This is a genomic window from Geobacter sulfurreducens PCA (assembly GCF_000007985.2).
Lineage (GTDB): Bacteria > Desulfobacterota > Desulfuromonadia > Geobacterales > Geobacteraceae > Geobacter > Geobacter sulfurreducens.
The window spans coordinates 1,886,061-1,912,920 of the sequence record NC_002939.5 but is presented as its reverse complement, the minus strand read 5'-3'; the positions used below and the strand labels follow the sequence as shown (position 1 = coordinate 1,912,920).

Here is a 26,860-nt window from a genome sequence, read left to right as displayed (position 1 = left end):
CACGTTACACAGTAACGGCTCGACTCCGGTCGGTCAGCTATTTTCTTTTAGGTACGACATCAAAGAAGATTTTTCGGGAGGTAGTCATGTTTTTCAAGAAGCTGTTTCGCAAAGATCCCGCCAGCTGTATGGAAAAGGGGGACAAGTTTCTCGCTGCCGGACGTTACGCCGATGCACGGGTAGCATTTGATGATGCGCTGGAGGCTCTCGACGCATCCGATCCGTCATCCGCCGCCCTATCGACGGCCATCAGAGAAAAGATGGCCATAGCCGGCAACCGGCTGGCAGAAGCCAACATCGCGGAGGCCGAGGCTTGCATCCGGGGGGGTGACATGCACAAGGCCGAGGATCACCTTAATTTGTCACTTGAGTTGGCAGATGACGTAACCATACGGGAAAAGACGGAAAAACTTCTCTCCTCGTTGCTCTCCTCACAGGAATCGACTCCCCAGCCGGCCAAGCATGTCCACTCAAAGGGCTGTGGCGGGGGATGCTCATCCTCGAGTTGCCATCCCAGTGATTCTGCGGAGATTTCTGAAGACGGTCTCTCAGAGTCTGACCGGTTTGAGCTCTTGGTTCGCCCCTTGCCGGGCGATTTGCCGGAGCGTTATCTCAGTTTGGGAAAGGAATTTGCAAAGGGCTATTTGGCTGCACACGAAGGAGACCTCGGCACGGCATGGGTCATCTTTGAGCGTCTTCTGGCCCAGGGCGAAAACGATGTGCTCCTCTACGAACTATCTCTTCTCTCGCACCGCGAGGGAGACCGCAGACGGTGTGAAGCGCTGTTGCGCCGTTGTTTGCAGCTCAATGAGGAAAATCCTCTCGGCAACCTGGGGCTTGTCCAGTTTCTGGCCGAGAGCAGCCGCTTTGATGAGGCGATTGCGCTGTTGGAGAGTATGCTCCAACGGGGCATCCTCCCCGAACAGTCTGAATTGTTCCTGGGAGATCTTCGTCAGGCCCGGGGAGAGCATGATGCGGCCATTGAGCATTACTCCCGTCTCCTTGGCGGCGCACTGAAAAAGGAGGCCGCGCAACGGCTTGTACCAATGCTCGAGGCGAGCGGACGTCACGCTGACGCAGCGTACGTGGCGAAACAACTGCGATGTTGCTGAAATTATTTCGACTTCATCGGTAAAGTTTCGTTCCCGCCCGCCGAAGAGATAGTAACGGATACTGTTCTCGCTTTCATGCGATGCAGATCGTAGTTTATTCACTTTATTGAGGAGGACGGGAATGAACAAATCCGAACTGATTGAGGCGTTGGCGGCGGAGAAGGGCCTTACCTACAAAAAGGCCGAAGAAGTCGTCAATATCGTATTCGATTCAATGAGCAGTGCGATGATCCGCAATGAGCGAATCGAGATTCGCGGTTTCGGGAGTTTTGTCGTCAAGGATTACAAGTCCTATACGGGGCGTAACCCCAAGACCGGCGAACCCATTGAGGTCAAACCCAAGAAACTTCCATTTTTCAAGGTCGGCAAGGAGCTGAAGGAGCGCGTTGACGGCAAGTGATTGCAGCTTCTCCTTTTTGGCGAGCAGGTGATCATAACCTCTACTGGTCAGCGTTCCGGATGACACCTCTTAATGCAGAGACTTCGGGTAATTCTTACAATCTTCCTCTCGCTGCTCGCCTCGGAGGTTTTTGCTAATCCGTCCACCAGCGGCGAGACGGGACTCATCACGGTCCCGTCGGCCGAAACCCTCGACGCGGGCAACATCTGCGTCGGTCTGTGGGGGATAGGCACCGGTACGCAGGCGGATAACGCCCTGACCCTCCCCGCGTCGCTCACGCTCGGCATAGGCTCGTTCTGGGAAATATACGGCAACTATCCGAACCTGCTGTTCAACGGCGATGAGGACAAGACCGATCGGGGCTACGCCGAAATAGGAACCAAACTTCGCTTTCTCGGCAAGAGAAGCTCCCCCCTGAAGGCTGCAGTCGATCTCTTCGTACAGCGGCAGATCTCCGAAGACCCCGACGTGGATGGAACAACCCACGGCGGCGGCCGACTCATCACCTCCTATTCCTCCGAACAACTCGGCGTGCACGGCAATCTGGGCTACCTCTTCGCTGGCTCTTATGCCAACAGGTCGGTTGATGATGAAATCCTCTACGGTTTCGGCATCGACTATACGCCCGCAACCCGCCTGAGGCTTACGGCAGAGTTGACGGGAAGCACCGGACGCTTCGCAGATCAAGACGCTCCCCTGGAGGGGCTCCTCGGATTCCAGTACTACATCTCGCCGCATCTCACCCTCAATCTTGCCGGCGGGCTCGGTCTTTCCGATGCCAGCCCCGACTGGCGCGCCGTGGCCGGGCTCACGGCATGTCAAGGCGTCGGTACCTACATCAAGCCGGTCCCTCGACTGGGAGGCGGTGATTTCGAGGAAGAAAAGCAAAAGAAGCAAGAACCAGTGAAGATCAGAAAGATCATTCCGATTTCCCCCCTCCTGATCAGCTCCCTTTCCCAGCCTGCTCCGGTCAGCAAGCTTGAGGTCCCCCTTGGTCAGGACAAGGAAGATGTTGTTATCAAGCCGTACGGGAAGGTGACTCTTGCCGCCCAGGCCGCCAATGCGCCCGTTGCGGTGGCTGCCGCATCCGAAGAGGTTGCACTGGGGCAGGGGGGAGAAGAGGTGCGCCTGGCCACCCGGTCCGTGGACGGGTACGAGAATGTGGCCCTTGAATACACGCTGAGCAGACTGGAAGGCGTTACCCCGCTGTACAGTGTCGACGTCAAGGGACAGAATTTCCAGGTGGCATCAGCCGTGCACGAGAATATTCCGGAAGCAATGACCGTCTACCGCAAGTTCCGCTTTCCGGACGTATCCTTCGATTTCGATCAGTGGAGCCTTTCCGCCGAAGGGAAAAAGGCCCTTTCCGAGGTTGCCGAGCAGATTCGCAGGGACAAACGGTGGGTTTATCTCCGAATCGACGGGCATGCGGACAACATCGGCTCGGTCGGCTACAACATGGATTTATCGCTCAAACGTGCCATTTCAGTGGCCAGCTATCTCATTGCCCGCGAAGGGATCGACCCGTCCCGCCTCTTTGTCAAGGGGCTCGGCAAGTCAAAGCCCATTGGCGACAACAAGACTGCCGAAGGGAGAAAACTCAATCGCCGGGGCGAGATACTGTTTCTGATCCCCAAGGACGAGTAAATCCATGAGACGACTCATACCTGCATGTTTGGTTATAGCCCTCGGTGTGCTCACCGGCGCCCCCGCTTTTGCGGCTGAGAAGCAGCCGAGAGAAGAGGTCGCATTCATACGTTCCTCGGGCGAGACGTTCAGCCTGGACCGCTCCGTCCGCAAACAGCTGGACGCTGCGGCAGCCCGGGTAGCTGCCCGGGATGGCCGGCGCATCATCATGATCGAAGGGGGCGCACGCCGGGGAGGCAGTGACGAGGAGCGGGCGCGTAATTCCCTCAACCTCGCCATGATGGCTGAAAAATACCTCCGCCGCAGTCACTCCCTCTCCCGGGATATACTTCTTGCCGCGGCACCCGAACCAACGGGCAAAGGACGTGAATTCATCCGTATCCTGACGCTTCCCGATGATTTTACGGCAGTGCATGTGTCGCGGGCCGGTACTTCGTCCCAACCGTAAACCGCACGGACAATCGGGTATCCATTCTCAGCCGGCAATCTCGCAGGGACAGCCGGGCCGAAACATGCTACACTCTTTCCTGTTCGCCAGCCATTCAGGGGGTCCTGCCATGAAAGCCCACGTTTACGCGTTGCTCATTACCATAGTGTTTCTTGCCGGCTGCAGCGGCATCAAAGTCGTTCCCCTGCAGGTCCCGCAGGGAGTCGTGAACCTCTCCGACAACTCCCAGACCGTCACCAAAGACGGCGTATCCATTACTGTGGCAAATTCCAACACGGAAATGGTCTCCTACAATCTTGACGGCACAGTGACCGCCTTCGTGGTCACCATTGATAACCAATCCTCGCGGGAAATCGGTTTCGACACGGGTTCCTTCCTGTTGCTGGACGGAGAGAATCGCCAGTACCTCCCTCTGACGCCCGAGCAGGTCAAGGAGCTGATGAGCCGAGATTCCTACTACCTCATCCCATATCCCTACGTCGGGTTCTATTACCTGGAAGACTACGAAAGGACCTCCTTCTACAACACCACTGAGTCGCAGCTTCCCTACTACTACGAAGTCTATCCCCAGGACATCCAGACTCGCGCGCTGGCGGCCAACCCGGTGATCCCCGGAGCAAAGTCGACCGGTCTCGTCTATTTCCGGATCGATCTCGGGGCGGTTAAGGAAGTTAAACTCCTTATCTACCGCAGCGGCAGCTCGAAGTCGGTAGCGCCCGATTTTCTCTTCCCCTTCGCGGTCGGCAAGTAGCCTCCGCCATCGGACCAATGCAGTACCTCTCCATCCTAGAAGCCCTGGGCGGGCTCGGCGTTTTCATCCTCGGCATGAAGACCATGTCCGAGGGACTCCAGAAGATTGCCGGCGACCGGTTTAGGCGCCACCTGGAGCGCATTGCCGGAAACCGACTGACCGCAGCCCTTCTCGGCAGCACCCTGTCGTCGCTCCTCCAGTCGTCCAGCGCCGCGTGCATCATCACGGTCGGCTTCATCAACGCGGGGCTCATTTCTCTCTACCAGGCCCTGGGCATTCTCCTGGGAACCGGCATCGGCACGACCCTGGCCGTCCAGTTCATTGCCTTCAAGATCAGCTCCTTTGCCCTTCCGGCCGTTTTCGTCGGAGTCTGCCTGCGTTGCTTTCTCCGCAGGCGGAGGTGGGTGAACGCCGGTGAGCTCATCCTGGGCGCCGGCCTCCTGTTCCTCGGGCTTCGCATCATGGAGTCGAATCTCCAGCCCCTTCAGGAATACGCCATTGTGTTCACCCACCAGGACATGTTCGTTTCCAAGCGGATTGCCGCTGTTCTGTTCGGTGCGACGCTCACCTTGCTCGTTCAGTCTGGTAGTACCGCCATCGCCGTGATCATGGCACTGGCGGGGAGCAGCCTGGTATCCTTTGAAACCGGAGCCGCCATGGTGATCGGTGAACTCCTCGGCACCTCTGTCATCACCGCCTTTGCCTCGATCGGGGGAACGCTTGAAGCGAAGCGGACGGTCTTTTTCTACTTCATGGTGAACCTTCTTGCCGTCGTGGTCGTGATGCTGGTGTTCCCCTCCTACCTTTCCTTTGTCACCTACATTTCTCCGGAGGATATCGCATCGTCCGCCGGCATCTCCCGGGTCCTGGCCAATACCCACACCCTGTTCAGCATCATGAGCGCGGTGATTTTCCTGCCGCTTATCGGCTTTTTCGCGCGCACCGCCCCGCGCATCATTCCCGGCAGCGAGAGGGCTTCCAGCGTGGAGGCGCGCACCGTGTTCATCGACCCGCGAGTGCTCAATACACCTCCGATTGCGTTGCTGCAGGCACGCAGCGAGTTGAGGCGCATGGCTGGCATCTCCCTGACCATGTATTCTGAAATGGTCGAGCAGTTTTTCCGTTATGATGCCCGAAAGGCTGTGGGCATCCGCCAGAAGGAGAACGCGGTCGATATCCTTCAGCGGGATCTGACCGATTTTCTCGTGTCGTTGTCGCGGCGTGAACTCGCGCCCGAGGCATCAATGGAAATCCCGGTCATGCTCCAGTTGATCGGTGAACTGGAACATGTGGCGGACCAGAGCGAGGCGGTCCTTGACTATCTGAGGCGCAAAAAGGAGGAAAAGCTCCTCTTTTCCAACGCCGCCATGACCGAGATCAGGCACCTTGCCCGGACGGTGGAAAAGCTCGTTGACCTTGCGGTCGAGACCATGGATAATCCGCCGCCCGATGCCGTTGAGCAGGGCCGGTCGCTGCGCGATGACGTGGGTCGGCAGCGTGAGGCAATGCTCGACGGACACATCAAGCGCCTCTCTGCAGGCAAATGCTCCGTTCGTGCAGGAATCATCTACGCTGATATGATTACGGCCTTTGTCAAAATCGCCGATTCAAGTGTCACCATCATTGAAACCAGGAAGGAGTTCACCTGATGTCGTTCCCTGCAGCCTCCATCGATCTTGGCACCAATACGGCCCGGCTTCTGATCGGATCAGTAGAGGCGGGCCGGATCGAGCACCTGCTCGTAAAGCGCCACATCACCCGGTTGGGTGGAGGGTTTACAAAGGAACGGGGGATTTCGCCGGAGGCGTGGAGCCGCTCACTGGCCGCTCTTGTCGACTTTGCGGATGAAATGAACCGCGCGGGAGTCGTCCGTGTGCGGGCCGTAGCGACCAGCGCGGTTCGGGACGCCGTGAACGGCGGGGATTTTTGCGCCGACGTGGCCGAGCGGACCGGCATCAGTCTGGAAGTGATCGACGGCGAAGAGGAGGCTCTTCTGACTCTGGCGGGGGTCCTGTCGGGCCTTGACCGGAAGGAGGGCCGCTTCTTCGTTTTTGACGTGGGGGGAGGGAGCACTGAATACACCCTTGCCAGCGGGAACGCTCCTCTGTACACCGAGAGTCTTCCCCTGGGGGTGGTGAGATTGACGGAAGGCAAGTCCGACCTGCCGGCCATGGAGGAGAAAGTCGGGCGCGAACTCGCCGGGCTCAGGGAACGGCTGGCCGGCAGGGCACTCGATGGACAGCTTGCGGGAGCGACGCTCGTGGGCACCGCCGGCACGGCAACGACCCTGGCAGCCATCAGTCTGGGAATGACCGATTACGATTATCGGCGAGTCAACAACCACCTGTTGTCCCGTGATGAAATCGCGCGTATTCTGGCCCTGCTTCTTCCCCTTTCCCCGGCCGAACGCCTGGCGGTGCCCGGCCTGGAAAAGGGGAGGGAGGATCTGATCGTGGCCGGAACGCTCATAACACTCGCCACGATGGACCTGTTCGGCTTCGAATCCATGACCGTCAGCGACTTCGGCTTGCTGGAAGGTGCCCTGATCGGCCTTGCCCGCACGGATGAATAGATTAGCCCCCGGGATTCCCAAAGCTCCTGATGTGCTGCATAAGGGCCTTCATGTCTTCTCCGCCCGGGTCGAGCGGTTTCCCCTTGAGGGCCTTTTCGATGCAACGGTTTACGATGGCGGCAAGCTTCGCGTCGTCGTAGCTGGAGCCGGCCCATTCGAGCTTCTTCCCGCCCGGATGACAGCTGCTGCAGCTTTTGCCGCTCGTTCCCAGTTGCGTACTTCCAAAAAGCTCTCTGCCCCTGTCCGCCTGCCCGGCAGCATCCGCAGGCAATGCAAGCACACATAGACCCAGTCCCACTACCGCTCCCTTGACAACCCGCTTCATAGTGCCCTCCCGGTTACTGAATTACTTCGTTTTCTTCACATGGTACGAGAGTATGCCACACTGTCAACCGGCCGGGCGAGTTTGGCCTGATCAAACAGTTCTTTGGCAGTAAAAACCCGTTCTACAAAGCAGTTGACTTACAATCCCCTTATTTGTATAGTCTTTGCACCTTTTTAGGGGGGCATGCCCCTTATTTTATTTTTCAGGAACCAGACAACCATGAAGGAAATTCTATCAGGCAACGAAGCCATCGCCCGAGGAGCCTTCGAGGCGGGGGTAAAGGTTGCCAGTGCCTATCCCGGTACCCCCTCCACCGAAATCCTCGAGAACATTGTCAACTACAAGGAGATAGACGCTTCATGGGCACCCAACGAAAAGGTTGCCCTTGAGGTCGCGATCGGCGCCTCGTTCGGCGGCGGCCGTTCCATCGCCTGCATGAAGCACGTGGGAGTCAACGTCGCGGCCGACCCGCTCTTCACCCTGTCGTACACCGGGGTGGGTGGCGGATTGGTGCTGGTCGTGGCGGATGACCCCGAGATGCATTCGTCCCAGGACGAGCAGGACAGCCGCAACTATGCACGGTTCGCCAAGGTCCCGATGCTGGAGCCGGCTGATTCCCAGGAGTGCAAGGATTTCACCAGGCTTGCATTCGAAATTTCGGAGCAGTTCGATACCCCGGTTATGCTCCGCAGTTGCACCCGGATATCCCACGGCAAATCGATCGTGGAGCTGGGTGAACCGGCAACCGGACTCCCCACGCCGAAGCTCGTCAAGAATCCCGCCAAGCTCGTCATGCTCCCTGGCAATGCCCGGGTGCGGCACCCCTTCGTGGAAGAGCGGCTCCTGAAACTTGCGGACTATGGTCGTACCGCTGCCGTCAACCGGGTGGAGATGCGCGACACGGAACTCGGTATCGTCACCGCGGGGGTGTCTTACCAGTATGTCCGCGAGGTGTTCCCCAACGCCTCGGTGCTCAAGCTCGGCATGGTGTATCCTCTCCCGATGGATCTCATCAGGGAGTTTGCCTCGAAGGTCACGAAGCTTATCGTGGTGGAGGAGCTGGACGCGTTTATCGAGGATCAGGTGAAGGCTGCCGGCATTAGCGTCACCGGCAAGGAGGCAATTCCGCTGTGCGGAGAACTGACACCGGGCCGGCTGCGTGCCGCCTTCGGCATCCCCGGGGCACCTCAGGTGACGGTGGAGAATCTTCCGGGTCGTCCGCCGAACATGTGCCCCGGCTGCCCCCATCGCGGCGTCTTTTTCACGCTCAACCAGCTGAAGGCTTATGTGACCGGTGACATCGGCTGCTACACCCTCGGTTTCATGCCCCCCCTCAACGCTATGGATACCTGTGTCTGCATGGGGGCGAGCATCAGCAGCGCTAGTGGCATCGTGCGCGTCCTTTCGGACGAAGAGAAGAAAAAGGTTGTGGCAGTGATCGGCGACTCGACCTTCCTCCACACGGGCGTCAACAGCCTCATGGAGATGGCCTACAACAAAGCCCCTGCAACGGTGGTGATTCTCGACAACAGGATCACGGCCATGACGGGGCGCCAGGACAATCCGGCGTCCGGCTGGACCCTTATGGATGATTCCACCAACGCGGTGGATCTGGTCCAGCTTTGCACTGCCCTCGGCATTCGACACGTGCGGGTGGTGGACCCCCTGGACCTCGACCAGACCCGCGCGGCTCTTCAGGAAGAGATGAACCGTCCCGAGCCGTCGGTAATCATCACCAACCGTCCCTGCGTGCTGGTGAAACGGGAGGGGGTCTTCCAGAAGGGGCTTGTGCTCTCCGTCGACCAGGATCACTGCACCGGCTGCAAGGCGTGCCTGAAGATCGGTTGTCCGGCAATCGAGTGGATCCCTGCTCCGGATGGCAAAAAGGGAAAAGCAAAGATCGACCCACTGCTCTGCAATGGCTGCGATGTCTGCCGCCAGCTCTGTAAGTTCAATGCCATCGGGAGGGCCCAATGAGCGACACCATCACCAACATCCTCCTGGTGGGCGTGGGCGGGCAGGGAATACTGCTCGCGTCTGAAATCCTCTCCGAGGCATTCATGCTGGCCGGGTTCGACGTGAAAAAGAGCGAAATCCACGGCATGTCCCAGCGGGGAGGGAGTGTTGTCTCCCATGTCCGCTACGGCAAGGAAGTCCATTCACCCATCGTGCCCGAAGGGGAGGGGGACATCCTCTTCGGCTTCGAGCTGATGGAAACCTATCGCTACCTGCCCCTGCTCAGGAAGGGGGGGACGGTGGTGGCCAACGATCTGCGCATTTCGCCACCGTCGGTTCTCCTGGGGCAGGCGAGCTACCCCGATGATCTGCCGGACAGGATTCGGGCGCTGTTCCCCGATTTCCTCCTGGTGGACGGACAGCATCTCGCCGCCGAGGCCGGCAATGTCAGGGCCGCCAATACGGTGCTCCTGGGCGCCGTGGCCAAGCAGCTCGATATCCCTGACGAGTGCTGGCACAAGGCCCTGGAGCGGATGGTTCCCCCAAAGGCGCTCGATGTGAACCGTAAGGCTTTCCAGTTGGGCAGAGCCCTGTAACAATCGAGGTTGTACATGAGTTACCACAACGAAGAGTTTGAAACGCTTCCCCGCCAGGCACTGGAAGCTCTGCAGCTCAAGCGCCTCCAGGCGACCGTGGCCCGCGTTCAGGCGTCCGTGCCGTTCTACCGCCAAAGCTTCGAGCGCGCCGGCATTATCTCCGGCTGCATCAAATCCCTCGACGATCTCCGGCGGCTTCCCTTTACCGTGAAGCAGGACATGCGCGACAGCTACCCCTATGGCCTGTTTGCCGCCCCCATGGACGACATCGTTCGGATCCATGCGTCGAGCGGGACCACCGGCAAGCCGACCGTGGTCGGTTACACACGGAAAGACATCGAAATCTGGTCGGAGCTCATGGCGCGCTCCTTTGCCGCCGCCGGCGTCCACAAGGGCGACATTATCCATAATGCCTACGGCTACGGACTGTTCACCGGCGGCCTCGGCGCCCACTACGGTGCCGAGCGGCTGGGAGCCTCGGTCATTCCCATGTCCGGCGGCAACACCAAGAAGCAGATCATGATCATGAAGGACTTCGGTTCGACGGTCCTCACCTGCACCCCTTCCTACTCCCTGTTCATGGCAGAAGCCGCCCGGGAGGAAGGGGTGGACTTCCGCCAGCTCAAGCTTCACGTGGGCATCTTCGGTGCCGAGCCGTGGTCCGAATCAATGCGCGCCGAAATCGAGCAGAAGCTCAACCTCTGCGCCATCGACATCTACGGCCTGTCAGAGATCATGGGGCCCGGCGTGGCCATCGAGTGCCGCGAAGCCAAGAAGGGCCTCCATATCTGGGAGGACCATTTCATTCCCGAAATCATCAATCCTGAGACGGGTGAGGTCCTGCCCGAAGGCGAGAGGGGCGAACTGGTCATCACCACCATCACCAAGGAAGGCATCCCTCTTATTCGCTACCGCACCAGGGACATCACGAGCCTCACCTACGAGCCGTGCAGCTGCGGACGCACCCATGCCCGCCTTTCGCGCATGACGGGACGCAGCGACGATATGCTCATCATCCGCGGAGTCAACGTCTTCCCGTCCCAGATCGAATCGATCCTCATGCGGATCGAAGGGGTCGAGCCTCACTATCTCCTCATCATCGATCGCAAGGACAACCTCGACACTCTTGAGGTGCAGGTCGAGGTGGACGAGCAGCTCTTCTCGGATGAGATCAAGGTGCTCCAGGCCCTTTCGCACAGGATCGAGAAGGAGATCAAGGACCTGCTCGGCGTCACCTGCAAGGTGAGGCTGGTGGAGCCCCAGACCATCGCCCGGAGCGAGGGTAAGGCAAAGAGGGTCATCGACAACCGGCTGATCAGCTGACGGAACATCACGCAACCATTCCGGCCTCACGGGAGGAAGCCATGAAAGTAGAGCAGATTTCGATCTTCATAGAAAACAAGTCGGGCCGCCTGGCGGAAGTGACGCGCATTCTCGGCGAGGCAGGGGTCAACATCAGGGCTCTCTCCCTGGCCGATACCTCGGATTTCGGCATTCTGCGACTTATCGTCAATGAGCGGGAGAAGGCCAAGCAGGTACTCAAGGACAGGGGGTTCACGGTCAGCAAAACCGAGGTTGTGGCCGTTGAGGTCCCGGACCGGCCCGGTGGACTGTCCCAGATTCTCCAGTCGCTGGACCGCGAGAGCATCAATGTGGAATACATGTATGCTTTCGTGGAGCGGTGCGGTGAGAACGCGGTGATCATCTTCCGTTTTGATGAGACAGAGAAGGCCATCACAGCCCTTATCAACAACGGATTTACTGTCCTCGAGGGCGAACGCCTGTACGCAATGTAGCCACTTCAGGGAGGGGGGAGCATGAACAGAATCTTCGCTGTTATCGTCGGTATCGTCGGTCTGTTGGTGGCCGGCATCGCCTCGGCAGCAGAACCGTTCAGGATCGGAGCGCTTTTTTCCATAACCGGTCCCGCGTCATTTCTGGGAGAGCCCGAGAAGAATACCCTGGAGATGCTGGTGAAGGACGCCAACGCCAGGGGTGGGATTGGCGGCCGCAAACTTGAGCTGGTGGTCTACGACACCCAGGGGGACGTGACCAAGGCGGTTCAACTGGCCAACAAACTGATCAAGAACGACAAAGTGAGTGTCATCGTCGGACCGAGTACCACCGGCGAAACCATGGCGGTAATTCCCTTGGCGGAAAAGGAGAAAATCCCGCTCATTTCCTGCGCTGCGGGCATCAAGATTACCGATCCGGTCAAAAAGTGGGTATTCAAAACCCCGGCCAATGACCATGTGGCTGCCGAAAAGATCCTGATCCAGGCGGCCAGGCTGAAGCAGAAGTCTCTTGCCATTATCACCGTTTCCGACGGGTTCGGCTCCTCTGGGCGTGAACAGCTCAAGGCCCTGGCCGGCCAGAAGGGCTTCAGAATTGTGGCCGATGAGGTGTACGGTCCCAAGGACACCGACATGACCGCCCAACTCACCAAGATCAAGGCGGCCAAGCCCGACGCGGTCATCTGCTGGGGAACAAATCCCGGTCCTGCACTCATTGCCCGCAACATGAAACAACTCGGGATCAAGGTCCCGCTCTACATGAGCCACGGTGTGGCGTCCAAAAAGTTCATCGAACTGGCCGGGGCCGATGCCGCCGAAGGGATTATGTTGCCGGCGGGCAAGCTTGCCATTTTCGACAAGCTCCCCAAGAACGATCCCCAGTACAAGTTGCTCAAATCGTATGATGAATCCTATCGCAAGGCATACGGCGTGGAGGCTTCGACCTTCGGTGGTTACGCCTATGATTCCTTCCTCCTGATTTCCGGCGCCATGAAAAAGGGAACCTCTCCCCAGCAGATCAGGGACGGCCTTGAGCAGACCCGGAAGCTCGTCAGCGTCTCGGGGATTTTCACCATGTCCCCCTCGGATCATAACGGTCTGGATCTTTCGGCATTCGAGATGGTCCGCGTGACCAAAGGCGATTGGGAACTGATCAAATAACTCATGGGGAGGGGTGTGATGCTGAAAAGAGGATCCTTTATCCTGACGCTCGCCGCATCGTTCATGATGCTGGCTGCCAACGTATTTGCCGCGTCACCCATCCGGATAGGCGCACTCTTCGCCGTAACCGGACCGGCGTCGTTCCTGGGGGAACCGGAACGTAACACCGCCCAGATGATGGTCAACAAGATCAACGCCGCCGGCGGTATCAAGGGAAGAAAAGTCGAACTGATCGTCTATGACACGCAAGGCGACGCCACCAAGGCCGTGCAGGCGGCCAACCGGCTCATCAAGGACGACAAGGTGGTTGCCATCATCGGCCCCAGCACGACCGGGGACACCATGGCGGTCATCCCTATCGTGGAAAAGGCCCAGATTCCCCTCGTTTCCTGTGCTGCCGGCAGCAAGATCACCGAACCGGTGAAAAAATGGGTCTTCAAGACTGCCCAGAACGACGGGCTTGCAGTGGCAAAGATCTATGAACAACTCAACCGCCTCAGGATGAGCAAAGTGGCGATCCTGACGGTATCCGACGGGTTCGGCTCTTCCGGGCGCGAGCAACTCAAGGCCCAGGCGGCGCAACACGGCATCCAGATCGTTTCCGATGACACGTATGGGCCCAAGGACACGGATATGACGGCGCAGCTTACCAAGATCCGCAGCAGCGGCGCCCAGGCCGTGATCTGCTGGGGCACCAACCCCGGCCCTGCCGTCATTGCCCGCAACGCCAAGCAACTCGGGCTCGCCATTCCCATCTACATGAGTCATGGCGTGTCATCCAAGAAGTTCATCGAGCTTGCCGGCGATGCAGCCGAAGGAATCATTCTGCCGTCGGGCCGGGTCATCGTCGCCGACCTGCTTCCCGCCGCGGACAAGCAGAAGAAGTCGCTCATGGCATACGTCAAGGATTACCAGAAGCAGTTCAAGGCCGAGGGTGACCATTTTGGCGGCCATGCCTGGGATGCGGTGATGTTGCTGAAAGGTGCCCTGGAGCGTGGGGGTGACAGGCCTGCCGCCATCCGCGACCAGTTGGAGAAGACCAGAAACTTCGCGGGTATTGGAGGCATCTTCAACTACTCCGCCGCCGACCATGCCGGCCTCGGCAAGGATGCCTTCGTCCTCGTGACGATCCACAACAAGGACTTTGCTCTCGTCAAGTAAGGTCCTTGCCGCACCATTGCGATCGAACCTTGGGAGCGCAGGCTGTCCCGGCCGCGCTCCCTCATTGTGAACCGGATGTATACAGCATGAATTTAGGCCAGCAGATAGCGCAATATCTTCTCTCCGGACTTTCGACGGGAGCCATCTATTCCCTGATCGGGGTCGGGTTTGCCATCATTCACAATGCCACAGGCATTATCAATTTCGCCCAAGGCGAACTCGTGATGCTTGGCGGCATGTTCACGCTCTTTTTTCTGACAGCCCTGAATCTGCCGCTGCTGGTAGCCATAATCCTGGCAATCGGCGCCACCACCCTCGTGGGCGTAGTGTTCGAACGTCTCGCCATCCGTCCCATGAAGAATGCCTCGCCTATCAGCCTCGTCATCATCACGATCGGCGGCAGCATTCTCATCCGCGGCATTGCCATGATCGTCTGGGGCAAGGACACTCACGCCATTCCCACATTCTCGGGCAATGAGCCGATCCATCTGGGCGAGGCAACCATCCTTCCACAGCACCTCTGGATATTTGCGGTGACCATTGTGGTCATGATCTGCAGCAAACTCTACTTCAACTACACCATCAGCGGCAAGGCCATGCGTGCCTGCGCCTACAACCGTCGGGCCGCCGGTCTCGTGGGGATCGACGTGCGGCGCATGGTGCTTTTTTCCTTTGCCATCAGCTCTGCCATGGGTTCCCTGGCCGGTATCATCATCGCTCCGCTCACCATGACCTCCTATGATGTTGGCATCATGCTCGGCCTCAAAGGATTCTGCGCCGCCATCATCGGCGGCATGAGCAGCGGCCTCGGCACCATCCTGGGCGGCATTCTCCTCGGCATCCTGGAATCGCTTGGCGCTGGACTTTTCTCATCCGGCTATAAGGACGCCATTGCCTTTATCATCCTGTTGCTGATTCTCTTTGTACGTCCCCAGGGATTGTTCCGCAAGGGCGAGACCGAGCGTGTCTAAATGAACGGAAAATCAACGCAATGAACGTATTATCTCTTGTAAAGCTTCAAAGCGTGAGATTCATCTGCTTCTCCCTGCTGATTCTGGCGCTGCCGACATTCATAGCAGAAGGCTATCTGCTTAACGTCTTTGTCTTTGTCGGGATTCATACCATGCTCGCCGTTGCCCTCAACCTGCTGCTTGGCTACGCGGGGCAAATCTCCTTGGGACAGGCGGCCTTTTTCGGGCTCGGGGCCTATGCCTCGGGCATCCTCACCGCAACCCACGAGTGGAATCCTTGGCTCGCCATGGTGGTGGTCGCCGCCGCGGTCGGCACTCTTGCATTTGCCATTGGCTTCCCGATCCTGAAGCTCAAGGGGCACTACCTGGCCATGGCCACCCTCGGCTTCGGGATTATCGTCTATATCCTCTTCAACGAAGCAGTGGAGTTGACGGGCGGGCCATCGGGGTTTCCCGGCATCCCGAATCTGGCGGTCGGCTCCGTGACCTTTGATTCGGACCTGAAAAACTACTATCTTATCTGGGGCATCGCCCTGGTAACCATTCTTCTCTCCGTCAACCTGGTTAATTCGCGTATCGGCAGGGGGCTGCGCGCCATTCACGACTCCGAAGTGGCCGCCCGGGTCATGGGGGTCAACGTGCGCCTCCTGAAGGTGCAGGTATTCGCCCTGTCGGCAGTCATCTCCTCGGTGGCCGGGAGCCTCTATGCCCATACCATGACCTTTGTCTCGCCCACATCGTTCGGGTTCAATTTTTCAGTGGAATTGGTCACCATGGTGATCATCGGCGGGCTCGGAAGCATCTACGGCTCATTCCTGGGCGCCACGCTCCTGACCCTCCTTCCAGAACTGCTCAGGGCGTTCCAGGACTACGATATCGTGGTGTACGGCCTGCTCCTCATCTTCATGACCATGTTCATGCCCGGCGGGCTCGTGCGCGGCATCCCGGATCTGTTCCAGCGGTTTCGTTCCCGCGAGGGTAGGGGAGCCGCCGATGCTTGAGGTTCAGGGAATCACCCAGCGCTTCGGCGGTGTTACGGCCCTTGATGACGTTTCCTTTACCGTTCAGGGTGGAGGTATCACCGGCATCATTGGTCCCAACGGTGCCGGCAAGACCACGCTGTTCAACATCGTGACCGGCATCTACACCCCCACTGCCGGAACGGTTCTGCTCGACGGCCGAAACGTGACCCGGCTGGCGCCGGAGAAACTCGCCCCCCTCGGCATGGTCCGCACCTTTCAGAATATCGAGCTCTTCGGCAAGATGACGGTGCTTGAAAACGTCATGGTGGGGCTCCATACGAAAGGGAAAAGCGGCATCTTCGCCTCGGCGTTTCGTGCCCCCTGGCAGGTGGCCGAAGAGCGGCGCCTGCGCGAACGGGCGCTGCACTGGCTCGAATTCACCGGTATTGTCGACCTGGCCGATGTGGAGGCCGCCAATCTTCCCTTTGGCAAGGGGCGGCTCCTTGAAATTGCACGCTCCATGGCGCTGGAGCCGAAACTTATCCTCATGGATGAGCCTGCCGCGGGCCTCAACAGTCGCGAGACACTGGAGCTGGCGCGCCTGATCCAGAAGATCTGCGAGTCGGGCGTTACCGTGGCCCTGGTCGAACACGACATGGAGCTTGTGATGGACATCTGTGAGGCGATCGTTGTACTGAACCTGGGACGCACTCTTGCCCAAGGGACGCCGCGTGAAATCCAGGAAAATCCCGAAGTCATAGCGGCCTATCTGGGCGAAGGCTAGGCATATCCGGTCACCTATGCTAACGATCAAGAACATCAATACCTACTACGGTAAGGTCCATGCGCTCAAAAACATCTCCCTGCATCTCAACAAGGGGGAGATCGTTACGTTGATCGGCGCCAACGGTGCCGGCAAGACCACCATGCTCAACTCCATTTCCGCGGTCACGCCGCCGTCCGTAGGCAAGATCCTTTTTGAGGGCCAGGATCTTGCCGGACTCGGACCGGACCGGATAGTGAAGCTCGGCATCTGCCAGGTTCCAGAGGGTCGTCAGGTGTTCAAGCCCCTGTCGGTGGAGGACAACCTTGAGCTCGGGGCCTATCTCCGGTATCGTGGCAGGGAAGGGCGGGGCGACATCCGTAAAGACCTGGATGACATTTACGCGCTGTTCCCCCGCCTACGTGAACGCCGCAAACAGGCTGCCGGAACCCTTTCCGGCGGCGAACAGCAGATGCTCGCCATGGGCCGTGCTCTCATGGCGCGGCCAAAGCTGCTGCTGCTCGATGAACCCTCCATGGGGCTGGCACCGCTGGTGGTTCAGGAGATTTTCAAGGTTATCGAGCAGTTGCGCCGCGATCGGGGAACAACCGTGCTCCTGGTCGAGCAGAACGCCAAGGCAGCCCTCAAGATGGCCGACAGGGGCTACGTCATAGAAACAGGTAAAGTGATACTTGAGGGAATAGCCTCTGAATTGCTTGAAAATAAAGAAGTTCAGCGCGCATACCTTGGTAAGGACAAAAAGGAGATCTGGGAGAGATAACCGTATGCAGATCTGGGATCAACAGTACGAATGCATGCAGAGAGAGGAGCTGGAACAGCTCCAGCTTGAACGGCTCCAGGCAACACTCAACAGGGCGTTCAAGAACGTTACCTGTTACCGCAACAAATTCACCGAACGAGGCATTGTTCCCGAAGACATCCAGTCGCTGGACGACCTGAAGAAACTCCCGTTCACCACCAAGGAAGATCTGCGCCTGAACTACCCTTACGGCATGTTCGCGGTCCCACTGCGGGAAGTGGTGCGGATTCATTCGTCATCCGGCACCACCGGCAAGCCGACTGTGGTCGGCTATACCAAGCACGACATCAAGGTCTGGTCCAACTTGGTGGCCCGCTTCATGACCGCTGCGGGTGTCACCCACGATGACGTGGTCCAGATCGCCTTCGGCTACGGCTTGTTCACCGGCGCCTTCGGTCTTCACTACGGCGCGGAGGCCATTGGCGCATCGGTCATCCCCATGAGTGCCGGCAACACCGAAAAGCAGATCATGATCATGCAGGACTACAAGACCACGGCCCTCGTCTGCACCCCCAGCTATGCCATCACCATTGCCGACCGGATGGAAAAGATGGGGGTCGATCCGAAAAGCCTTTCGCTGAAGGTCGGTCTCTTTGGGGCCGAGCCCTGGTCTGAGGCAATGCGCAAGGAGATCGAGAACCGCCTCTTCGTCAGCGCCACCGACAACTATGGCCTGTCCGAAATCATCGGCCCGGGCGTGGCCGGCGACTGCGAGTACAAGTGCGGCATGCACATCTCAGAGGATGCTTTTATCGCGGAAATCATCGACCCTGAAACCGGGGAGGTGCTGCCGCCGGGAAGCGTCGGAGAGCTGGTGCTGACCACCCTCACCAAAGAAGCGTTTCCCATGATCCGTTACCGGACCCGCGACATTACGAGTCTGGACTACTCGCCGTGCGCATGCGGCAGAACCAATGTGCGGATGAAGAAGACCATGGGCCGCAGCGACGACATGCTTATCGTCAAGGGGGTTAATGTCTTCCCCTCCCAGATCGAAGAGATCCTCTTCGCCATCGAGGGGTGCGAGCCCCATTACCAGATCGTTCTGGAGCGTCACGGAGCGCTGGATGTGCTCGAAGTGCACATCGAAGTGACCGAGAACATTTTCTTCGACGAGATGAAGAAGCAGAAGGCCTTCCTGGAGATGGTGGAAAAGCGGATAGACTCGGTCCTCGGCGTGGGGGCAACAGTGAAGCTCGTGGAGCCCAACAGCATTCCGCGCCACGAGGGCAAGGCCCAGCGGGTCATAGACAACCGGAAAATCTGACGGCGGTCACATGCCGATGCCCGCTATGGCGACGCCACAGTCGGGACAGGCTCCGTTTTCGATCCTGTTCCTTTCAATGAGATACCCGTGGCGGCCGATCAGCAGGGCGGCACAGGAAGGGCAAAAAGTATTCTCCCCCCCCTCACCGGGGACATTTCCTTCGTACACATAGCGCAACCCTGCCGCCTTGCCGATGTCCCGTGCCCGGCGCAGGGTTGCCACCGGGGTCCGGGGCCGGTCGGTCAACTGGTAGGTGGGATAGAACTGGGTCACATGCCAGGGGGTATCCACCCCCAGATTGCCCGCTATGAACGAGGCGATTCCCTGCAGTTCCTCATCTGAATCATTCAATCCCGGGATGATGAGCGTGGTCAGCTCAAGCCAGATGTCGAGCTTCCGGTGCTCCACGATCGAGTCGAGCACTTCGGAAAGTCGGGCATGGATGTAGTCGCGGTAAAATCCCTCACTGAATCCCTTCAGGTCGATATTCGCCGCATCCAGGTACGGCGCCGCTGTAGCCAGCGCCTTTTTCGAGATATAACCGTTGGTGACGAACACGTTCAGAAGCCCGGCCTCCTTGGCGAGGCGGGCGGTATCGTAGGCAAACTCGAAGAAAATGGTCGGTTCGGTGTAGGTGTAGGCAATGGAGCGGCAGCCTGTGGCCTGAGCCTTCCGAATCACCGATTGGGGCGAGTGGTCCTCACCCACGATGGGGGCTTTGGGGGGTACCTGCGATATCGAATAGTTCTGGCAATGACGGCAACGGAAATTGCACCCCACCGTGGCTATGGAAAAGGACCTGCTTGCCGGCAGCACGTGGAACAGGGGCTTTTTCTCGATGGGGTCAACGTTTTCCGCCACCAGCTTGCCGTAGACGAGAGAATAGAGAGTTCCTCCCCGATTTTCCCGCACTGCGCAGATGCCACGGGCACCGTCACCGATCTGGCAATGATGTCGGCACAGACCGCAACGGACAAGGTTATCATTCAGCCGCTCGTAGAACATCGCTTCCCGCATGGTCGCCTCCCGCGCCGTACTCGTCAGAGGGTCACGCCCGACCCATGAGGCGGACCTTCCTGCCGGGCCTGACAACTGACGCAATGCGTCGCGTACGGAACCACCCGCAGCCGCTCCTCCCCGATCTCAGCACCACACTCCTCGCAAACTCCGTAGACACCCTCCGCCAGTCTACCCATGGCATCTTCCATTCGGGTCAACTCCTGGCGCCGGATATCGGCCACGACCAATCCCGTATCGGCCAGGACGTCGATAAGGCTCCGCTCCCCGACATCCTGCGGCAGATCGTACTGACTGCGCAACTCCTGCCCGAGAGTTTCGAACAGCTCCCTCCTGACTTCGGTCCACAGCCTGGTCTTCTCAGCCATGAGCAGCTTTTCAAGACGCTCATGGCGCTCTCGTGACAACCGCACCATGATAACCTCCGGCAATCGCACCGCCCCACCCTGTTCTGGCTGAATAAGGGGAGGGCGGCAAATGGGGGGGAAACATTATGAATGCGTGGCTACACTAGAGTATACCACCATCCCACATCGACTCCGGGTTTGGTAAACCGAATCGTGGCGTGACCGCATGTAACTCTGCCAATGCCTTGATATACTGTAAAATTATATGAGAGGAGACAGGATTCGACAGCTCATTGCGCAGGAAGCGGCGCGCCTCATGTATGTCGAGGGGGTGAGCGAATACCGAGACGCCAAACGAAAGGCGGCGAGACGCTTCGGGCTGGAAAAAAGTCTCTCGCTCGGTTCGCATCTGCCCAGCAATGCTGAGATCCATAGGGAGCTCCAGCGACTCATCGCAATCCATGAAGAGAAAGCACACCCGGAGCGGTTGCACAAGATGCGCTGCGCGGCCCTGCGCTGTATGGAAATGCTGGCGCCGTTCCGTCCATATCTGGTCGGGTCGGTGCTCACCGGGGCAGTAACCGCTGCAAGCGACATCGACCTCCATCTGTTTGCCGGGTCAAGCGAAGAGGTGGAGGAGTATCTGCGTAGCAGGAACATTCCATACGAATCAGATGTCGTAACAATTCGACAAGGAGGAGAGTTTATCGAATATTCACATATCTACCTGGAAGAAGATGAAGTAATAATCGAATGTACCGTTTATGCACCTGACGACATTTACCGCGTACCCAAAAGCAGTATCACCGGTAAACCAATGGAGCGTGCATCCATAACTAAGCTGAGAAAGCTGATTGCCGAAGCCGATCCAGCCAATGTCTAGGACGTCTGCCACCGACAGAGGGGATGGCCAACGGGGGTGGAGCTCTGGTGCTTTTCATGGAGTCACCTCCATATATTTAACGTCCCATAAGATATATTATGTAAAGTTCATGGTGTCAGTGAAGGATAGAAGTTCAGAAGGCCTGGCTTTCGCCCTTTTGCCGGCGCCGGACTAAAGGCATTGATCGGAGCCGGGTTCAGTAGCCATATGCCGTTACACTGGTATGTGGTTGTGTTCGCGTGATCACCGAGATCACTCGCCCAGTTGAATCATCTGATCCGTAATCTCGGTGAAGGCTACATCATGGCTGATGAGGAACAGTTGGTCGTACCAGTGTTCGGTGACCTCTTCCCGGCCTACATCGATGGCGCGGAATGCGGTGGCCAGGTTTTCCCGCCGCGAGGCATCAAGGTTGGATGTCGGTTCGTCAAAAAATGCGATCCGGGCGCCGATGGTCTGAAGCAGTGCCAGCCGCAGGGCCACTACGGCGCTCATGGTCTGGCCGCCGGAGAGCTGGTCGTCGCTCCGTTCGCGAACAACGCCGTCCGTCATGTCTCGCAGCACGATCTGGTAGTTCTCGGACCAGACCAGTTCCTCATCGGCCTCGGCAATGGTGCGGTAGATCCGGTCGGCGCGGAGGCTGATTTCCTCCCGGAACCGCTCCGAGAGTTGGGCTGAGACGTTCTTGAAGACCTGGTTGCGGAGGAATTTGACGAGTTTCTCCTTCTGTTCGAAGGAGTTCCTCTCGGCCTGCTTCCGCCCAATCTCGTCTTTAAGCAGCTTCAGTTTGCCGATTTCATCCTCAAGGCGCTTCCGGTCCTTCTCCAGATTTTCGATCTGCTGGCCTAGCGAGGCGACTTGCGCTACCAGCCGGTCTTTCTGGTCACGGGCTTCCTTGTGCTGGCCCGGTTTATAGGTTTCCTGAAGCCGGATAAGTTCCTCTTTCTTCCCGATGAGTTGCTTCTGCAACTCATCCAGGAGCCGGAGCATCTTCTCCAGGGTCTGGCGCCGGTTATCCAGATCCAGGGCATCCTTTTCGTGGGCATGGTAGGCATCGCGGTCGGCCTGGAACCGGCCCCGCTCTGCGGTTGCACGTTCAATCTCATGGTCAAGGCCGGCAAAGACCTGAAGATCGTCCCTGCGCGCTTTAGCCCGGGTGGCCGCTTCGATCTGTTGCGTTGACAATGTCTGCAACGTAGCGACGCGTTTTTCATTTCTGGCGCGGCGTTCAACCAAGCCCATCGTCTGTTTGTGCAGTTCCTGGCTCCGGACTGTCAGGGCGGCAAGCTGTTTCTCGGCCGCCTCGGCGTCAGCCACCTCTACGGATAGTTTGCCCAAGGCCTCGGTGAGTGCCTGCATCTTCCGGTCAAGCTCGGCAATCCTCGTGGTGAACACGTCTTTCGGCGTGGTTCCGGCCACGTTCCGGCAGGGCTCCTTGAAAAAGGGGCATGTCCCTTCGCCAAGCTTCTCCTGCCCCTCCAGAAGTCCGATGCGGCGCCCTTCCAGGAGTCCCTTTTCCGAGCGAACGCGATTGATCTCGTCGCGAAGTCCTGGCAGCCGGCCAGCCGTGTCCACCACCTTCCGGTCCGGCTCTAGTTCGTTCCGGGCTTTGGCAAGGGCGTCCTCTTCCTCTCTGAGGCGGCGCCCCTCCCCTTCAATCTCCTTCTGTTCATGCTCGACTGCCTGCGTCAGGCGCTGGGTCTCATTTTCAAGGCGGGTAACGTCCTTCTCGACCTCTCGACGCTGTTTGTCTTTACTCACCAACTCCGCCAGCCGCGATTCGGCCCGTTCGAAAGCCTCCTTGCCCGCCCGCGTCTGCTCCAGAACCCCGCCGGCCTTCTCCGCCTCCCCTACCCTTTGCCCCTGATCCTTGATCTTGCCTTCGCCATCAGTGATGCGGTTAACGAGGATCTGGATCTCGGCCTGGAGCGCGGCTATTCCCTTTTCCTGGTCATCGAGCTCGACCAGCTGCTTCTCCACGTCCCGCAGGGCATCCGCTTGTGATGAAAGGACTTTCCGGAGCGCCTCGGCATCGGTTTTTATCTTTGCCAGTTCATCCTCACGCTCGGGCAGGACCGCAACCTGGGCTTCTTTCGCCTCAATCTCCACGGCGATAATCTTGATTTTTTCCTGCACAGCGGAGAGGAGCGAGCTGGTGCTCTTGTAGGTCTTGCGCCAGGCATCGATGCCGAGGATCTCGTCGAAGGCCTCCTGGCGTTTGGTGGGCTGCTTGATGACGAATGGGCCGAGGAATTCGTTCTGGAAGGGGCCGATCACCAGTTTGAACTGCTCCGCCAGGGGACGGCCGTTGTCGAGACCGAGGAGTTCGGCGATGCGGGCCTCGGTTTCTTCGATTCGGGCGTGCTCCTCCACCTCGAAGGCCCCACCCTGCTCCCTGGCCAGGAGCCACTTGGCCGGGGTGCCGACGGTTCGGGTCACCCGCCAGGTTTCTCCGGCATCCGTGCAGAAGGCGACGGCGATCTCTCCCTTCTTGGTGCCGATGGAGAGAAACCGGTCCACGTTGGAGACGAAGTCCCGGGCGTCCACCCCGAACAGAGCGTAGCCGATCGCCTCGAACACCGTGCTCTTGCCGACGCCGTTGGGGCCGGAAAGGACATTGATACCGGCGGAGAAGGTCAGCTCCGTGTCGCGGTGGGATTTTATGTTCTTCAGATGGATGGAGAGTATCCGCATCAGGCAGGCTCCCGCATCAGAAGTCCCAGCAACTCTTCGCCGTCCGTCTCCCCCTTGAGCACCTGGTCGCGGATCGCCAGGGAGAGCCGCACCAGTTCATCCTCCCGCCCCTTGTACTCGCTCTTGGCGGATATCAACTCCCTGAGCACCTCCCGCTCGATCTCGGCGAGGCTCTTCTTTTCGGATTCTGCGCCCCCCCCGGCAGTGACCAGGGAGAGGTGGTTCTTGATCTCCACATGGAGAGGGTTGCAGATCTCCTCAAGGGCCAGGCGAAGCCGTTCCCGCCCCAGCTCAAAGGGGTGGAAGCCGACCCGGCCGGTGAGCTTGATCTCCAGGAGCGGCTGACGGTCATCGCTGAACGATGCGATCTTTGCGGCAACCACGTTGCGGAACCGCGTCAGAGCCGTTTCCGCATCTCCGGCGCCATCCAGGTCAATGGTGGTCACCAGCATGGGGCGGGGATTGGTCGGCCGAAACTCATGGGTATAGACTCCGTCATTGACAGTAACGAGGTAATACCCCTTGTCGTACTTTTCCTCGCCAAAGTTGACGCATTCGGGGGAGCCGGGATTGAAGGCGTAAGCGCGGCCTTCCGGGGTGGCGATGATGTAGGGCTTGTGGCCGTGGCCCAAGGCCACGTAGTCGAAGACATCGGCCAGGGGGAGCGCCTCCTCCGGCTTCATGTTGCCGATCTCAACCGGTGAGTAGGTCCAGACACCCACATGGAAGAGGAGGATGTTATTCGTGGTGGTGATAGCCTCGCAGATGCGCGCTACGTGGGCGCCCGCCTGGGTGCCGATGTAGCCGAGGCCGTAGATGTTGACTCCGTTGACCTCGATGTGGCCGCCCATGCCCTGTTCGTAATCAAAGGGACTGAAGCGGTAGCCGCCGGTCTCAGTACGGCTGGGGCGCAGCAGGTGGATATAACCCATCTGCGACAGCGCTTCCATCCACGAGATGCTGTCGCGGCGGTGTATCCAGTCGTGGTTCCCTTCCACGGCAATGCAGGGGATGCCGGCGTTCTTGAGCGGCTGAAGTGTCTCGATGGTCCGGGCGAAGGTACGGGGGAGAATCTGCCCGGTGTGGAAGAGGTCGCCAGCAATCAGAACGAAATCGACCCTTGCCGCAATGGCGTCGGACACAATGCTGCCGAGCATGCGGAAGAAGTCTTCGTAGCGTTCAGCCTCACCGGTGGATGTGCGGTAGGTTTTGCCGAGGTGGATGTCGGCGGTGTGGAAAAAACGGTATCTCGTCATGCTGCTTGTGTCCTTTTAGCGTCAACATACAGTTAACCGACGGCATTGTTCAAGGGCAAAGTCGGGTTGAGTCTACCCGGCTCTGAAGCCGCTCCCTTGAGCATTGAACCAGGCTTCGTTGATCGACTGCCGCTCCAGCTTAGGACACGAATCAGGCAGGAGGCGGTACGGATAGCTCTCGCAGCTTATGGTAAGCTTAAAATGATTCACTCCAGCTTCAGGTCCTGAACTCCGACTCGTACCGGCACCTGAAATTGCTCAATACAATTAACAGATGCCCTGGTTACAACCTCTACCCCGTCCGGGAGGAACAATGCGCTTCGTGATCGTGATAGTCGCCCTGCTGGCTGGCTTGCTGGCGACCCCGCTGTGTTCGGCAGACATGCCGGTGGTGAGCGAGAATTCCCTGGCCCAGGCTCCGGCGGCAGTTACCTTGGGCGGCAAGCCTCTCTTTTACGTGCGGCATCGCGCCCTTTCGCTGATGCCCCGGGAGCGGGCCGCTCTCATCTCCGAGCGGTTGGTGCGCCTTGCGCGTTCGCCTCTGGTGTCTCCGGCAGATGTTCATGCCGTTGAGGCCGAGACGGTTACCGATATCATCGCGGGTGACACGCTGATCCTGACCGTAACCGATGACGATGCCCGTGCCGAAGGGAAGACAAGGCACGAACTGGTGCAATCGTATAGTGACGTTATTCGCAAGGCGTTGGAGGACTATCACAACGACTATTCGGTCCACAGCCTGATCAAGGGAGCCGGCTTAACCATTGCTGTCACGATCCTGCTGGCTCTGCTGCTCCTGATCATCAAGCGGTCGTACCCCGTGGTGCGAAACACCATCGAGTCATGGAGCGGTACCAGGATCCGGGATCTGAAAATCCAGTCTTTCGAAATTGTCTCGGCCGGTCGGATAACTCAGGTCATCCTCAGCGCGGTCCGGTGGATCAGGATCCTGGCTGTTTTCCTGCTCGTGTGCGTCTATCTCCTGTCGGTGCTGAGCTTTTTCCCTTGGACCAGGCGTTTTGCCCCCCTGCTCCTGCATTACCTGACCAATCCGTTGGCAATCACGGTAAAGGCCGTGGCCGATTATCTGCCCAACCTGTTCTTCATCGCGGTCATTGTTGTGATTGCCTACTTTATCAGCCGATTGTTGAAGGTCGTGATCGGTGAAATCGGCAAGGGCACCATAACCATTCCCGGATTTTTCCCAGAATGGGCGGAACCGACCTACAAGATCTGCCGTTTTCTGGTGATTGCATTCGCGGTTACCGTGGCGTTCCCCTATCTTCCCGGCTCGGAATCGCCCGCGTTCAAGGGGATCTCCATCTTTCTCGGGGTCCTCTTTTCACTGGGGTCGACGTCGGCGGTAGCCAACGTAGTGGCGGGAATCATCATTACCTACATGCGTGCGTACCGCATTGGGGATCGGATCAAGGTGGGGGAGACGGTGGGAGACGTTGTTGAGAAAAACCTGCTCATTACGAGGCTGAGAACGATCAAGAACGTGGACGTGACCATACCCAACTCGTTGCTGCTTTCCAGCCACGTGGTCAACTACAGTTCTTCGGCCCAGGAATACGGGCTGATCCTCAATACCAGCGTCACCATCGGGTATGACACGCCTTGGCGGCAGGTCCACGAGCTGTTGATCAGTGCCGCCCGCCGTACCGAGCACGTGCTTGAGCTGCCCGAACCGTTCATTCTCCAGACAGCGCTCAACGATTTCTACGTGACCTATGAACTGAACGCTTACACGGACAAGCCGAACCGGATGGCAAACCTGTATTCGCAGCTTCACCAGAATATTCAGGATGCGTTCAATGAGGCCGGGGTCGAGATCATGTCGCCCCACTACTCCCAGCTGCGCGACGGCAACACGGTTACGGTTCCGGAGCAGTTCCGGCCGGCCGGCTACGTGCCGCCATCGTTCCGGGTGAGCAAGACGGATGACTGACGGGCGG

25 protein-coding genes are annotated in these 26,860 nt (G+C 58.7%); 20 read left to right on the top strand and 5 right to left on the bottom strand.

The genetic code is table 11. The features are described from left to right. Positions 1 to 86 precede the first annotated feature (86 nt). The 7 genes from GS_RS08730 (at position 87) to GS_RS08700 (ending at position 6,930) form a co-directional block, all read left to right on the top strand. Positions 87 to 1,112 (top strand): hypothetical protein, encoded by a 1,026-nt coding sequence (locus tag GS_RS08730; RefSeq protein ID WP_010942392.1) that lies wholly within the window; start codon positions 87 to 89, stop codon positions 1,110 to 1,112. Between the two features lie 121 nt (positions 1,113 to 1,233). Continuing rightward, a complete protein-coding gene (locus GS_RS08725; protein ID WP_010942391.1) occupies positions 1,234 to 1,512 on the top strand; it encodes an HU family DNA-binding protein in 279 nt (92 codons plus the stop codon). A 72-nt stretch (positions 1,513 to 1,584) separates the two neighbouring features. Next, positions 1,585 to 3,159 carry an OmpA family protein gene (locus GS_RS08720; protein ID WP_010942390.1) on the top strand — a complete coding sequence of 525 codons (1,575 nt, stop codon included), beginning with the start codon at positions 1,585 to 1,587 and terminating at the stop codon, positions 3,157 to 3,159. 4 nt (positions 3,160 to 3,163) lie between these two features. Then, entirely contained in the window at positions 3,164 to 3,607 is a 444-nt protein-coding gene (locus GS_RS08715) for a hypothetical protein (RefSeq protein WP_010942389.1), read from the top strand. A 109-nt stretch (positions 3,608 to 3,716) separates the two neighbouring features. After that, positions 3,717 to 4,358 carry a lipoprotein gene (locus tag GS_RS08710; RefSeq protein WP_010942388.1) on the top strand — a complete coding sequence of 214 codons (642 nt, stop codon included), beginning with the start codon at positions 3,717 to 3,719 and terminating at the stop codon, positions 4,356 to 4,358. Between the two features lie 17 nt (positions 4,359 to 4,375). Further along, on the top strand, positions 4,376 to 6,007 hold the full coding sequence (locus GS_RS08705; RefSeq protein WP_010942387.1) for a Na/Pi cotransporter family protein: 1,632 nt from the start codon (positions 4,376 to 4,378) through the stop codon (positions 6,005 to 6,007). Then, complete coding sequence (locus GS_RS08700; protein WP_010942386.1) at positions 6,007 to 6,930, top strand: exopolyphosphatase; 924 nt, start codon at positions 6,007 to 6,009, stop codon at positions 6,928 to 6,930. The genes GS_RS08705 and GS_RS08700 overlap by 1 nt, the downstream gene beginning before the upstream one ends. 1 nt (position 6,931) lies before the next feature. On the opposite strand, the gene GS_RS08695 is transcribed toward GS_RS08700, so the two are convergent. Further along, positions 6,932 to 7,255: a c-type cytochrome gene (locus GS_RS08695; RefSeq protein ID WP_010942385.1), complete on the bottom strand. Its 324-nt coding sequence runs from the start codon at positions 7,253 to 7,255 to the stop codon at positions 6,932 to 6,934. 219 nt (positions 7,256 to 7,474) lie between these two features. Here GS_RS08695 and iorA point away from each other — a divergent pair, with 219 nt between their 5' ends. From iorA to GS_RS08640, 11 genes are all read left to right on the top strand, one after another. Beyond that, positions 7,475 to 9,232 (top strand): indolepyruvate ferredoxin oxidoreductase subunit alpha, encoded by a 1,758-nt coding sequence (gene iorA, locus GS_RS08690; protein ID WP_010942384.1) that lies wholly within the window; start codon positions 7,475 to 7,477, stop codon positions 9,230 to 9,232. After that, complete coding sequence (locus tag GS_RS08685; RefSeq protein ID WP_010942383.1) at positions 9,229 to 9,807, top strand: indolepyruvate oxidoreductase subunit beta; 579 nt, start codon at positions 9,229 to 9,231, stop codon at positions 9,805 to 9,807. Before iorA ends, GS_RS08685 begins: the two co-directional genes overlap by 4 nt. A gap of 15 nt (positions 9,808 to 9,822) precedes the next feature. Next, a complete protein-coding gene (locus tag GS_RS08680) occupies positions 9,823 to 11,130 on the top strand; it encodes a phenylacetate--CoA ligase (RefSeq protein WP_010942382.1) in 1,308 nt (435 codons plus the stop codon). A gap of 41 nt (positions 11,131 to 11,171) precedes the next feature. Then, complete coding sequence (locus tag GS_RS08675) at positions 11,172 to 11,603, top strand: ACT domain-containing protein (RefSeq protein WP_010942381.1); 432 nt, start codon at positions 11,172 to 11,174, stop codon at positions 11,601 to 11,603. Between the two features lie 21 nt (positions 11,604 to 11,624). After that, positions 11,625 to 12,761 carry an ABC transporter substrate-binding protein gene (locus GS_RS08670; protein WP_010942380.1) on the top strand — a complete coding sequence of 379 codons (1,137 nt, stop codon included), beginning with the start codon at positions 11,625 to 11,627 and terminating at the stop codon, positions 12,759 to 12,761. Between the two features lie 18 nt (positions 12,762 to 12,779). Beyond that, on the top strand, positions 12,780 to 13,922 hold the full coding sequence (locus tag GS_RS08665) for an ABC transporter substrate-binding protein (protein ID WP_010942379.1): 1,143 nt from the start codon (positions 12,780 to 12,782) through the stop codon (positions 13,920 to 13,922). Between the two features lie 86 nt (positions 13,923 to 14,008). Beyond that, entirely contained in the window at positions 14,009 to 14,893 is an 885-nt protein-coding gene (locus GS_RS08660) for a branched-chain amino acid ABC transporter permease (protein ID WP_010942378.1), read from the top strand. A gap of 20 nt (positions 14,894 to 14,913) precedes the next feature. Further along, complete coding sequence (locus tag GS_RS08655) at positions 14,914 to 15,894, top strand: branched-chain amino acid ABC transporter permease (RefSeq protein ID WP_010942377.1); 981 nt, start codon at positions 14,914 to 14,916, stop codon at positions 15,892 to 15,894. Then, positions 15,887 to 16,639 (top strand): ABC transporter ATP-binding protein, encoded by a 753-nt coding sequence (locus tag GS_RS08650; protein WP_010942376.1) that lies wholly within the window; start codon positions 15,887 to 15,889, stop codon positions 16,637 to 16,639. The genes GS_RS08655 and GS_RS08650 overlap by 8 nt, the downstream gene beginning before the upstream one ends. Positions 16,640 to 16,655: 16 nt before the next feature. Further along, positions 16,656 to 17,399, top strand: coding sequence for an ABC transporter ATP-binding protein (locus GS_RS08645; RefSeq protein WP_010942375.1), 744 nt, complete (start codon positions 16,656 to 16,658; stop codon positions 17,397 to 17,399). Positions 17,400 to 17,403: 4 nt separating this feature from the next. Beyond that, complete coding sequence (locus tag GS_RS08640) at positions 17,404 to 18,705, top strand: phenylacetate--CoA ligase (RefSeq protein WP_010942374.1); 1,302 nt, start codon at positions 17,404 to 17,406, stop codon at positions 18,703 to 18,705. 6 nt (positions 18,706 to 18,711) lie between these two features. On the opposite strand, the gene amrS is transcribed toward GS_RS08640, so the two are convergent. Together amrS and GS_RS08630 are read right to left on the bottom strand one after the other, a co-directional pair. Further along, the gene (amrS, locus tag GS_RS08635) at positions 18,712 to 19,722 is read right to left on the bottom strand and encodes an AmmeMemoRadiSam system radical SAM enzyme (RefSeq protein ID WP_010942373.1); all 1,011 of its coding nucleotides are present in this window, start codon (positions 19,720 to 19,722) and stop codon (positions 18,712 to 18,714) included. A 23-nt stretch (positions 19,723 to 19,745) separates the two neighbouring features. Beyond that, positions 19,746 to 20,138 (bottom strand): TraR/DksA family transcriptional regulator, encoded by a 393-nt coding sequence (locus tag GS_RS08630; protein WP_010942372.1) that lies wholly within the window; start codon positions 20,136 to 20,138, stop codon positions 19,746 to 19,748. 196 nt (positions 20,139 to 20,334) lie between these two features. On the opposite strand from GS_RS08630, the gene GS_RS08625 reads away from it, so the two are divergent. Next, a complete protein-coding gene (locus tag GS_RS08625; RefSeq protein ID WP_010942371.1) occupies positions 20,335 to 20,952 on the top strand; it encodes a hypothetical protein in 618 nt (205 codons plus the stop codon). A 252-nt stretch (positions 20,953 to 21,204) separates the two neighbouring features. Here GS_RS08625 and GS_RS08620 read toward each other — a convergent pair whose 3' ends face one another. Both GS_RS08620 and GS_RS08615 read right to left on the bottom strand, forming a co-directional pair. Continuing rightward, positions 21,205 to 23,646 carry an AAA family ATPase gene (locus tag GS_RS08620; protein WP_010942370.1) on the bottom strand — a complete coding sequence of 814 codons (2,442 nt, stop codon included), beginning with the start codon at positions 23,644 to 23,646 and terminating at the stop codon, positions 21,205 to 21,207. Then, the gene (locus GS_RS08615; protein ID WP_010942369.1) at positions 23,646 to 24,902 is read right to left on the bottom strand and encodes a metallophosphoesterase family protein; all 1,257 of its coding nucleotides are present in this window, start codon (positions 24,900 to 24,902) and stop codon (positions 23,646 to 23,648) included. The genes GS_RS08620 and GS_RS08615 overlap by 1 nt, the downstream gene beginning before the upstream one ends. Positions 24,903 to 25,215: 313 nt before the next feature. Between GS_RS08615 and GS_RS08610 the strand changes: the two genes are divergently transcribed. Next, entirely contained in the window at positions 25,216 to 26,853 is a 1,638-nt protein-coding gene (locus GS_RS08610; protein ID WP_010942368.1) for a mechanosensitive ion channel family protein, read from the top strand. Positions 26,854 to 26,860: the final 7 nt, after the last annotated feature.